Consider the following 10,663-nt stretch of genomic DNA (forward strand, 5'->3'; position numbering starts at 1 on the left):
GGGCCGCTCGGGCGCCAGCCGCGCGTACACCGCCTCGCAGGCGTCGAGGGCCTCGGCCGGCGGCACGCGCCGCAGCCGGACCCCGTCCGTACCCGGCGGCAGGGCGAGCCGCACCTGCGAGGTGTCGATCCGCAGCTTGGTCTCCTGGGTGGCCGCGCCGTAGCCGAACCGCCCGTAGATGGCCGGTTCCGAAGCCGTCAGCACGGCGATCGGCTCGCCCCAGGAGCGGACGTCCTCCAGCTGACGCCGCATCATCGAGGTCAGCAGACCCTGCCTGCGGTGCGTGGCGGCGACGCTCACCATCGTCACCCCGGCCGCCGGCACCGCGGCGCCGCCCGGCACGGTCACCCGGAACGGGTACGCCCCCGCCGTGCCCACGCACTCCGCGCCGTCCCAATGACCGAGCGAACGGTCCGGCCTGGTCAGCACGGTGAGCATCTCGCGGAACTCCGGCGTCAGCGGGACCCCTCCGAACGCCAGCTCCACGCAGCTCAGCCAGGCGTCCCAGTCGGCCTCGGACGAAATCCGCAATTGTGTGTCCATAAGCCTTGCTTACCAGGGGCGCTTCGCGGGGTCGACACCGGTTCGGGCCTATTGTCACGGGGTCCCCCTGCACCGGAGGCCGCCGGATGGATAGGGTCCCGACAATGGCCCGTCGCGGAGGAGTAGACACGCATACGGCCCGGTGGCGGAAATCGGCGCACCGGGCCCGCATCGCGCTGCGCCGGTCCGGGGTCGACTACTTCCGCGGTGACGGCGCCGACTGGATAGCCCTGGCCGGCCTGCTGCTCCTCGTCCCGGCCATCACCTGCGCCACCCTGCTCGACCCGGTGTGGTTCTCGCCGGCCCTGCTGGCGCTGCCGGTCATCGTCGGCGGCCTGCTGCTGCGGCCGGCCCGCCTGCTGGGCCTCTACGCCGCCGCGGCCACCGCGCTGATCGTGGAGTCGGTCCGGCTCGGCCCCTATCTGAGGGAACCGGCCGCGGTCACCCCGGGGACGGTCCTGACGATCGCCGCCTGCGGCTTCTTCGGGCTGGTCCTGGCCCAGTTCAGAGCCAGGGTCGGGGTCCCGTGGCGGCGCGGCGGCACCATGCTCTTCGACCTGCGCGAACGCATCCGGGTCCAGAGCGCCCTGCCGCGGCTGCCGCAGGGCTGGCACCGTGAGATGGCGCTGCGGCCGGCCGGCGGCCAGTCCTTCTCGGGCGACTTCGTCGTCGCGGCCCGCACCAACGGCGGCCGCACGCTGGAAGTCGTGCTCACCGACGTCTCCGGCAAGGGGATGGACGCCGCCTCCCGCGCCCTGCTGCTGTCCGGAGCCTTCGGCGGCCTCCTGGGATCGCTCCCACCGCACGGCTTCCTGCCCGCGGCCAACGGCTACCTGCTGCGCCAGGACTGGGACGAGGGGTTCGCCACCTCCATCCACCTCGTCCTGGACCTCGACTCGGGCGACTACGAACTGCTCTCGGCCGGCCATCCCCCCGCGCTGCAACTGCACGCGGGCAGCGGCCGGTGGGAGGAGAAGGCGGCCGAGGGCCCGCTCCTCGGGGTGTACGACGGCGCGGAGTTCGACGCGGTCAAGGGCTCGCTGGCCCCCAGTGACGTCCTGATGCTGTTCACGGACGGCCTGGTGGAGACCTCCGAACAGGACCTGTCCGAAGGCATCGACCGGCTGACGGGCGAGGCCGACCGGTACGTCGCCACCGGCTTCGAGGGCGCCGCCTGGCACCTCATCGAGGCCTGCGCCAAGGACGTCAACGACGACCGCGCGCTGCTGCTGCTGTCCCGCCGCGCCTGATACAGGCCCTGCGCCGGGTTCCGCCCCCCACCGAAGCCCACCTACGCCTGAAACGGGGCAAAGGGGCCTTACGTCAACTCCCTGCCCACTTCCCACTCGAAAGTGGGCACCCGGGTGCGGGCGGGGGGCACCGCACCCGGGACACCCCTCAGGCCGGCACGGGCGCTTTCTCTTCCTCCCGTTCTTCCGCACGTCCTCCGGGCAGCAGGCGGGCGAGCCAGTGGGAGCGCCCGGCCGCGAGGGGGGAGAGGACGGCGAGCACGAGCACGTAACCGGCGATGAACGGGGAGAGCCGTTCGTCCAGTCCGGCTCCGGCCGCCATGGTGGCCAGGATGAGCGCGAACTCCCCGCGGGCCATGAGTGTGGTGGAGATGTTCGACGCGGCCAGCGCGCCGAAGCCGTACACCCGCGCGGAGAAGATGCCGGAGAGCACGTTCATCGCCACCGTCAGGACGACGGCGGCCAGGACCGGCCACATCACGCTCGGCAGGTCGCCCGGGTCGATGGACAGTCCGAACGCGAAGAAGAAGATCGCGCCGAAGGCGTCCCGCAGCGGGTGGACCAGCTTCATGATGCGGGCCCCGGAGGTCGTGCTGCCGAGCATCAGACCCACCATGAAGGCGCCGATCGCGTCCGCGACCCCGAACCAGTCGGAGACGCCGGCGACGAAGACCGCGGCACCGAGGAAGGAGATGACCAGGAGCTCGTCGTCCCGGGTGCTGATCAGCTTGCTGATGACCTTGGTGCCGAACCGGGCGACCAGGGCCAGCAGGATCAGGAAGCCGAACGCTTTGCCGCCGTCCCGCAGGGCCGCGGCGAGGCCGTCGGAGTGGGACAGGATCGGCTGCAGGGCGGCGAGGTACAGGGCCAGGAAGATGTCGTCGACCACGATGATGCCGAGGATCGGCTTGGTCTCCGGGCTCCCGAGGCGTTTCAGGTCGACCAGGATCTTGGTGACGATGGCCGAGGAGGAGATGCCGAGGATACCGGCCATGACCAGCGCCTCGGCTGTTCCCCAGCCCAGCAGGAAGCCGAAGCCGAGTCCGGCGCCGACGTTGAGGACGAGGTAGACGGTGCCCGCGAGCACCATCTTGCGGCCGCCTGCTTTGAGGTCGTCGAGATGGAACTCCAGCCCCAGGTAGAAGAGCAGCAGGACCAGTCCGAGCGCGGAGAGCATCTCCAGCTCGTGGGGGTCGTCGACGATGGCGACCCCGGGGGTGTGCGGGCCGAGCAGGATCCCGGCCAGGATGAACAGGGGAATGGTCGGCAGTCCGATACGGCCGCCGACGCGGGCGAGGACGGCGGCGGCCAGGAAGGCGCCTCCCATGGCGATGAGCGTGTCTGCGTGTCCGATGAGCCTGATCCTTCGTTCAGTCAAGAGCGCGTCAAGGAATCGTCAGTAATTAGTTTACCGAACGATTGACGAGGCAACTCTGCACCCTTCGAAGTCTTGAGGCGAGGGGGCGGATCGTCGGTGCCTGGCCGCGCGAATCCGTCGAGGACGACGCGCTCTCACGGCGGTGGCTCGACGTGGCGCGCCGCCGCCGGAGCGGATCAGGGAAATGGTCCTCGCCGTCACCGAGCGGGACGACGAGGACCTTCGCGCCCCGCACCGGGCGGATTCTCGCCACCCCGGGCGCGTCGTCGAGCGGGGAGGCGGACCTGGCGCACCATGCGGATCCGGCCCGGCTCGCGGTGCCGGAACCGGCGGTCCGTACCCGGCTGAGGGCGAAGTATGCGCAGGTGCGCGGGGTGTTGGGGCTGCCGGGGGCGAAATGGCCCCAGGGCATCGGAATTCGGCCAACCCGGTGAGGCGCCGGAGTGGGGCGGCTGGCGCGAGGGGGGCGACCGGAGTGATCCGGACGCCCTGCCCGGCGCCCCCCGCTAGCGGTCGGCGGGCTCCTTGCGGAACAGCCGGTCGAGGTTCGGCTCGGTGGCGAAACGCAGCGCGCGGCGGACCCGCGGGGTGCACAGCAGGGTCACCGCGGCCGCCGCGGTGAGGGTGACGACCACCAGACCGACCGGATCCGAGAGCCACGTGTAGCGGTCGAACAGCCCGGCGTACCCCGCGCCCTTCACCAGGAAGCCGTGCAGCAGGTACCCGCAGATCGTCCCGGCGCCCAGCGCGGTGAACCACATCCGGCGGCGCGGGGTGAGCGCCAGGAACCCGGTCGTGAGGACCAGGGCGCACACGAACATCACCAGGTAGATCACGACGCCCGACCACCAGGGCGCTTCCAGCTCCTGGGCGCTGCTGCTGTTGTAGAACCAGCCGAGCTGCATGCGCGGGGCGAGCCAGTAGGCGAAGAGCACGGCGCCCACGAACATCGGCACGGACAGCATCCGCACCTCACGGCGCCTGATCAGCTCGAAGTGCTTCGGCTTCATGACGAGGCCGAGGACGAAGAACGGCAGGAACCGCAGGACGCGCTGCAGGTCCAGGTCGTCGCCGATCCCCGGGGTCACCATGGCGAGCAGGCCGATGGCCAGGGCGATCGGCAGCGGGTGGCGCAGGGAACGCCACAGCGGGGTGGTGACCCGCCAGATGAAGAGGGCGACCAGGAACCACGTGAGGTACAGCGGGTCGAGCAGGCTGACGGGGGTGTCGCCGAAGCCGCCGGCGTACCGCCTGAACAGCGAGTACGCCGTCTCGAACAGGATGTAGGGCACCACGACGGTGCTCACGAGCCGCTTCACCTTGACCGGGGTCATCTCGAACGAACGTGAGAAGTAACCGGAGATGAGGATGAAGGCGGGCATGTGGAACGCGTAGACGACCATGTACAGCGCCCGCGTGGCGCGGCTGCCGTCCATCACCGGCTCCCAGGAGTGGGCCACGGCGACGAGCACGATCGCGAGGTACTTCACATTGTCGAACCAGGCGTCGCGTTGCTTGGCCGCTGTCGGCGCCGGTGCCGGCACCGGCACCGGCACCTCGGCGCGGACCGGTGCCGTGATCGTGCCGTCGGCCGAGGGCTGGGGGGATCTGGGCTCCGGCTCCCGGGTTTCCGGCGGGACGGTGGCCCTCTGAAATGCGCTCGGAGCACTGAACATTTAAGGCACCTTAGACCCGTCGATCGACAGCGGTAAAACTCCTCGGAGGTATCGCGTGTTCCCGCCCGGTCGGAAATGAAACCAACGCGCCGTGGTCGCTATCAGGTGATTGGTCCACCTTAAACAGGGCATACCGCCTTGTAGTTGACCAGGATCGCGCGGAGAGAATTACCCCGCATCGCTTTATGGCGAGCCCCTGACAAGCTGCTGAAGAATCCCTGTGAACGAACTGTGGGGATATGGAAACGATCGCATCGATCGATATTCGACTCTCTTCGTACACAGCGAATGCACAGGAATGTCGACGACCGGTGGCACACCCGCGGTGTGCCTCCGTGGCGAGCCCCCGTGCCCCGGTCCTGCGCCGGTGCGCACCCCGGCGCACGCGGGCGCAAGGATGGCTCGTTCCGACCAGTCCGGGGCGTCACCCCGCAGCGGGCCGACGGGAGTTGGTGGCACGATGGGCGCGACGGGGGTGTGCTCGGCCGCACGCCGCCCGGCCGGCAAGGCGGACCGACCGAGGGTGTGATCAGTCGTGGCCATTTCGCTGTCTGTGGTGCTTCTGCTGGGAATCGTCCTGGTGGTGCTCATCCGCGGTGGCTCGCTCAAGGGCGGCCCGGCGGTCGTCGCCGTGCTCTTCGGCTTCTTCCTGGCGTCGACGGGCATCGCGCCGTCGATCACCAGATTCATGGACTCGATAGCCGACACCATCAACCAGATCAGCTTCTGACCCGCGGGGCCCGCGGGGCCCGGGCCGGACCGCCGTCGAGCTGGCGCGGCGGCGGGTGAGGCGACCCGGAACGCATCAGGGCCGGGTCGGAGGACGAACCTCCGACCCGGCCCTGAGCCGTTGGAGCGGGCGACGGGAATCGAACCCGCGTAGCTAGTTTGGAAGACTAGGGCTCTACCATTGAGCTACGCCCGCAGACACCGCACCGCAGGTCCGGGGACCGCGGCACGGAAAGCATCGTAGCGGGTCGGGGCCGGTGCGCGCACACCCGTACCGGCACGGCTCCGGGCGGGCCCTCCGCAAAGCGTCCGACGCACCGCTTGCGGCCATGTACCCTTCGTGTCGCACCGACGGGGTGTGGCGCAGCTTGGTAGCGCGTCCGCTTTGGGAGCGGAAGGTCGTCGGTTCGAATCCGGCCACCCCGACCACCAGCCAGATCCGCAGCCGGGATCGCGTTGTGGGAGTCATCCCGCTTGCCGTTACTATGCAAATTGCGTGCCCGTGTGTCTGATGTACCGGGCTCGATCCGCGAAGCCGCCGTTCGGTGGCCCAGCAGAACCCCAAGAAGTCAGCCACCAAGGAGACCGAACCGTGAAGAGCGCCGTGGAGACCCTGAACCCGACTCGGGTTCGGCTCAGCATCGAGGTGCCCTTCGAGGAGCTCAAGGACAGCCTCGACGCGGCGTACAAGAAGATCAACCAGCAGGTCACGGTGAAGGGCTTCCGTAAGGGCAAGATCCCCGCCCGGGTCATCGACCAGCGGTTCGGCCGTGGTGCTGTGCTGGAGGAGGCCGTCAACGACGCCCTCCCGAAGTTCTACACCGAGGCGGTCAACGAGGGTGAGCTCAACGTCCTGGGCCAGCCCGAGGTCGACATCACGGAGCTGAAGGACGGCGAGCTGCTGGCCTTCACCGCCGAGGTGGACGTCCGCCCCGAGATCGAGATCCCGGACTACTCCGGCATCGAGGTCACCGTGGACGCCCTCGAGGTCAGCGACGAGGACGTCGACAAGGCCGTGGAGCAGCTCCGTGAGCGCTTCGCCTCCACCAACCCGGTCGAGCGCGCCGCCGCCGACGGCGACGTCGTGACGATCGACCTGGAGGCCAAGGTCGACGGTGAGGTCCTGGAGGACGGCGTGGCCGCCGGTGTCTCGTACACCATCGGTTCCGGCGAGCTCCTCGACGGCATCGACGAGGCCGTGACCGGCCTGGAGGCCGGTGGCGAGGCCACCTTCACCTCCGAGCTGAAGGGCGGCTCCGCCGAGGGCAAGCAGGCCGAGGTCACCGTCAAGGTCACCGCCGTCGCCTCCCGCGAACTGCCCGAGCTGGACGACGACTTCGCGCAGATGGCGAGCGAGTTCGACACGCTGGCCGAGCTCCGCGAGGACAGCCGCAAGCGCCTTGAGAACACCAAGCAGTACGACCAGGCCACCCAGGCCCAGGAGCGCGTCCTGGACGAGCTGCTGAAGCTGGCCGAGGTCCCGATCCCCGAGAAGCTCCTCGCGGACGAGGTCCAGACCCGCAAGCACAACCTGGAGCACCACCAGCTCGGCCAGATGGGCCTGACCCTCGACAAGTACCTGGAGATCCAGGGCAAGACGCTCGAGGAGTTCGAGGCCGAGACGTCCGAGCAGGCCGTCAAGGGCATCAAGACCCAGTTCATCCTGGACGAGCTCGTCAACAAGGAGAAGCTGAACGTCAACCAGGAGGAGCTCACCGAGCACCTCATGCGGCGTGCGGCCTCCTCCGGCATGAGCCCCGACCAGTTCGCCCAGGCCGTCGTCGAAGGCGGCCAGGTGCCGATGCTCGTGGGTGAGGTCGCCCGCGGCAAGGCGCTCGCCGTCGTCGTCGAGGCCGCCAAGGTCGTCGACACCAACGGCGAGGTCGTCGACCTCGAGGACGAGGAGGACGAGGCCACCGAGGCGGCGTCCGACGAGGCGTCCACCGAGAACGCCGACGAGAAGGCCGACGAGAAGAACGAGGCCTGAGGCACGTCCTGACCGGCACGCCCGGTCGGAAGCCGAACCGCGCCCCGGACGCACCACGTCCGGGGCCCGCCGTCGTACGGGCCCCAGGCCCCCGGAACCCTTGTGCCCGCTGCTGACCTTGCGCTCCCAGCGAACAGTTGGGGAAGCGGGATGGCTCTGTCCCACCTGCGCGTTAGGGTCCATGAAGAGGAAGGGTCGGGTAGTCCCGGCCCACCGGTACGAAGACGCTGAGACGGCCGGAGCCGTCAGAGACGAGCAGGTGGATACGTGACGAATCTGATGCCCCTCGCCGCCGGAGAGCCGTCCCTCGGTGGCGGACTCGGTGACCAGGTCTACAGCCGACTGCTGGGCGAGCGCATCATCTTCCTCGGTCAGCAGGTCGACGATGACATCGCCAACAAGATCACCGCGCAGCTTCTGCTCCTTGCCGCCGACCCGGACAAGGACATCTACCTCTACATCAACAGCCCCGGCGGTTCGGTGACGGCCGGCATGGCGGTCTACGACACCATGCAGTACATCCCGAACGACGTGGTCACCATCGGTATGGGCATGGCGGCCTCGATGGGCCAGTTCCTGCTCACCGGCGGTACGACGGGCAAGCGCTACGCGCTCCCCAACACCGACATCCTCATGCACCAGGGTTCGGCCGGCATCGGCGGTACCGCCTCGGACATCAAGATCCAGGCCGAGTACCTCCTGCGCACCAAGCGGCGGATGGCGGAGATCACCGCCCACCACTCCGGCCAGACCGTGGAGACGATCATCCGTGACGGCGACCGCGACCGGTGGTACACCGCCGAGGAGGCCAAGGACTACGGCCTCATCGACGAGATCATCACGTTCGCGTCGGGCATCCCGGGCGGCGGCGGCACCGGCGCCTGATCCGGGCCCACCCGGACCGGCACCGCACCGCACCCCCTCGTACGCCTCTCGTACGCCGAGACCCCAGCCCACACGAACGCCACCAGGATGGTGAACACCCACATGAACAACCTCTCCGGCGCCTCCGCGAGCGGCCTCTACACCGGCCCGCAGGTGGACAACCGCTACGTCGTCCCGCGCTTCGTGGAGCGCACCTCGCAGGGTGTGCGTGAGTACGACCCGTACGCGAAGCTCTTCGAGGAGCGCGTGATCTTCCTCGGGGTCCAGATCGACGACGCCTCGGCCAACGACGTCATGGCGCAGCTGCTGTGCCTGGAGTCGATGGACCCGGACCGCGACATCTCGATCTACATCAACAGCCCCGGCGGCTCGTTCACCGCGCTCACCGCGATCTACGACACGATGCAGTTCGTGAAGCCGGACATCCAGACGGTCTGCATGGGCCAGGCCGCCTCCGCCGCCGCCGTCCTGCTGGCCGCCGGCACCCCGGGCAAGCGCATGGCCCTGCCGCACGCGCGGGTCCTCATCCACCAGCCGTCCTCGCAGACCGGCCGTGAGCAGCTCTCCGACCTGGAGATCGCGGCCAACGAGATCCTGCGGATGCGGACCCAGCTGGAGGAGATGCTGGCCAAGCACTCCACCACCTCGCTGGAGAAGATCCGCGAGGACATCGAGCGCGACAAGATCCTCACCGCGGACGACGCACTCGAATACGGTCTGGTCGACCAGATCGTGTCCACCCGCAAGACCACCGCAGGCGCTTCCGTCTGACGTCGGTCTTTCCCCTTGGCACGTTCCGGTAGCACGGCCCCGGCCGTGTGAACCGTGCCAAGGGGGGCCCGAACGGGGGGCCAGGCAAGGTACCGTCGGATAGAGGCACCAGGAGCCGCTGAACCAGGCTGCTCCCAGGCGAAGGGGAAGCACCTCGTGGCACGCATCGGTGATGGCGGCGACCTGCTCAAGTGCTCGTTCTGCGGAAAGAGCCAGAAGCAGGTGAAGAAGCTCATCGCGGGACCCGGTGTGTACATCTGCGACGAGTGCATCGATCTCTGCAACGAGATCATCGAGGAGGAGCTCGCCGAGAGCTCCGAGGTGCGGTGGGAGGAACTCCCCAAGCCGCGCGAGATCTACGAGTTCCTCGAGGGGTACGTCGTCGGGCAGGAGCCCGCGAAGAAGGCCCTCTCGGTCGCTGTGTACAACCACTACAAGCGGGTCCAGGCCGGGGAGAACGGCGGCGGCGCGAATCGCGAGGACGCGATCGAGCTCGCCAAGTCCAACATCCTGCTGCTGGGCCCCACGGGCTCCGGCAAGACGCTCCTCGCGCAGACGCTGGCCCGCATGCTCAACGTCCCGTTCGCCATCGCCGACGCGACGGCGCTGACGGAGGCCGGCTATGTCGGCGAGGACGTCGAGAACATCCTGCTGAAGCTGATCCAGGCCGCGGACTACGACGTCAAGAAGGCCGAGACCGGGATCATCTACATCGACGAGATCGACAAGGTCGCCCGCAAGAGCGAGAACCCGTCGATCACCCGCGATGTCTCCGGGGAGGGCGTCCAGCAGGCCCTGCTGAAGATCCTGGAGGGAACCACCGCCTCCGTACCGCCGCAGGGCGGACGGAAGCACCCGCACCAGGAGTTCATCCAGATCGACACGACGAACGTCCTGTTCATCGTGGGCGGCGCGTTCTCCGGTCTGGAGAAGATCATCGAGTCGCGGGCCGGCGCCAAGGGCATCGGCTTCGGCGCGACGATCCGCTCCAAGCGGGAGATCCAGGCGAGCGACCAGTTCCAGGAGGTCATGCCGGAGGACCTGGTGAAGTTCGGGATGATCCCCGAGTTCATCGGCCGTCTGCCCGTACTGACCTCGGTGCACAACCTGGACCGCGAGGCGCTGCTCCAGATCCTGGTAGAGCCGCGCAACGCCCTGGTGAAGCAGTACCAGCGCCTGTTCGAACTCGACGGCGTGGAGCTGGACTTCGAGCGCGAGGCGCTGGAGGCCATCGCCGACCAGGCGATCCTGCGCCAGACGGGCGCGCGCGGTCTGCGCGCCATCATGGAGGAAGTCCTCCAGTCCGTGATGTACGAAGTCCCGTCCCGCAAGGACGTGGCCCGCGTCGTCATCACCCCGGACGTCGTCCGTGACAACGTCAACCCGACGCTGGTCCCGCGCGAGCCGCGCACGATCGGCAAGAACGACGGCGGCCGCCACGAGA

At 68.9% G+C, this 10,663-nt stretch carries 9 protein-coding genes and 2 tRNA genes; 7 read left to right on the forward strand and 4 right to left on the reverse strand.

The features are described 5' to 3' along the window. A partial coding sequence (locus IH13_RS0117025) for a GNAT family N-acetyltransferase (RefSeq protein WP_031085324.1) occupies positions 1–543 on the reverse strand: 543 nt, incomplete at its 3' end. Positions 544–647: 104 nt separating this feature from the next. Between IH13_RS0117025 and IH13_RS0117030 the strand changes: the two genes are divergently transcribed. Beyond that, positions 648–1,793 (forward strand): PP2C family protein-serine/threonine phosphatase, encoded by a 1,146-nt coding sequence (locus IH13_RS0117030; RefSeq protein WP_031085325.1) that lies wholly within the window; start codon positions 648–650, stop codon positions 1,791–1,793. Between the two features lie 148 nt (positions 1,794–1,941). On the opposite strand, the gene IH13_RS0117035 is transcribed toward IH13_RS0117030, so the two are convergent. Then, on the reverse strand, positions 1,942–3,120 hold the full coding sequence (locus IH13_RS0117035; RefSeq protein ID WP_031085329.1) for a cation:proton antiporter: 1,179 nt from the start codon (positions 3,118–3,120) through the stop codon (positions 1,942–1,944). A 557-nt stretch (positions 3,121–3,677) separates the two neighbouring features. Continuing rightward, positions 3,678–4,847 (reverse strand): acyltransferase family protein, encoded by a 1,170-nt coding sequence (locus tag IH13_RS0117040; protein WP_031085331.1) that lies wholly within the window; start codon positions 4,845–4,847, stop codon positions 3,678–3,680. A gap of 535 nt (positions 4,848–5,382) precedes the next feature. On the opposite strand from IH13_RS0117040, the gene IH13_RS0117045 reads away from it, so the two are divergent. Continuing rightward, positions 5,383–5,577 (forward strand): hypothetical protein, encoded by a 195-nt coding sequence (locus tag IH13_RS0117045; RefSeq protein ID WP_037841548.1) that lies wholly within the window; start codon positions 5,383–5,385, stop codon positions 5,575–5,577. A gap of 121 nt (positions 5,578–5,698) precedes the next feature. Here IH13_RS0117045 and IH13_RS0117050 read toward each other — a convergent pair. Then, a tRNA-Gly gene (locus tag IH13_RS0117050) sits at positions 5,699–5,772 on the reverse strand. Between the two features lie 156 nt (positions 5,773–5,928). Between IH13_RS0117050 and IH13_RS0117055 the strand changes: the two genes are divergently transcribed. From IH13_RS0117055 to clpX, 5 genes are all read left to right on the forward strand, one after another. Continuing rightward, a tRNA-Pro gene (locus IH13_RS0117055) sits at positions 5,929–6,005 on the forward strand. A 163-nt stretch (positions 6,006–6,168) separates the two neighbouring features. Next, the gene (tig, locus tag IH13_RS0117060) at positions 6,169–7,563 is read left to right on the forward strand and encodes a trigger factor (protein WP_031085335.1); all 1,395 of its coding nucleotides are present in this window, start codon (positions 6,169–6,171) and stop codon (positions 7,561–7,563) included. A 279-nt stretch (positions 7,564–7,842) separates the two neighbouring features. Then, positions 7,843–8,448: an ATP-dependent Clp protease proteolytic subunit gene (locus IH13_RS0117065; RefSeq protein WP_031085339.1), complete on the forward strand. Its 606-nt coding sequence runs from the start codon at positions 7,843–7,845 to the stop codon at positions 8,446–8,448. Positions 8,449–8,535: 87 nt separating this feature from the next. Further along, positions 8,536–9,219, forward strand: a complete 684-nt coding sequence (locus tag IH13_RS0117070; RefSeq protein ID WP_031085344.1) for an ATP-dependent Clp protease proteolytic subunit — start codon at positions 8,536–8,538, stop codon at positions 9,217–9,219. Between the two features lie 156 nt (positions 9,220–9,375). Beyond that, positions 9,376–10,663, forward strand: a 1,288-nt coding sequence (gene clpX, locus IH13_RS37720) for an ATP-dependent Clp protease ATP-binding subunit ClpX (RefSeq protein ID WP_031085349.1), incomplete at its 3' end; no start/stop codon positions are given.

Source organism: Streptomyces sp. NRRL WC-3549 (genome assembly GCF_000721935.1).
GTDB lineage: Bacteria > Actinomycetota > Actinomycetes > Streptomycetales > Streptomycetaceae > Streptomyces.

Excerpts from the sequence above, each read along its gene's own strand:
- IH13_RS0117030 (WP_031085325.1), top strand. The coding sequence starts at position 648 with ATGGCCCGTCGCGGAGGAGTAGACACGCATACGGCCCGGTGGCGGAAA.
- IH13_RS0117040 (WP_031085331.1), bottom strand. The coding sequence starts at position 4,847 with ATGTTCAGTGCTCCGAGCGCATTTCAGAGGGCCACCGTCCCGCCGGAA.
- IH13_RS0117035 (WP_031085329.1), bottom strand. The coding sequence starts at position 3,120 with ATGGGAGGCGCCTTCCTGGCCGCCGCCGTCCTCGCCCGCGTCGGCGGC.
- IH13_RS0117065 (WP_031085339.1), top strand. The coding sequence starts at position 7,843 with ATGCCCCTCGCCGCCGGAGAGCCGTCCCTCGGTGGCGGACTCGGTGAC.
- IH13_RS0117070 (WP_031085344.1), top strand. The coding sequence starts at position 8,536 with ATGGTGAACACCCACATGAACAACCTCTCCGGCGCCTCCGCGAGCGGC.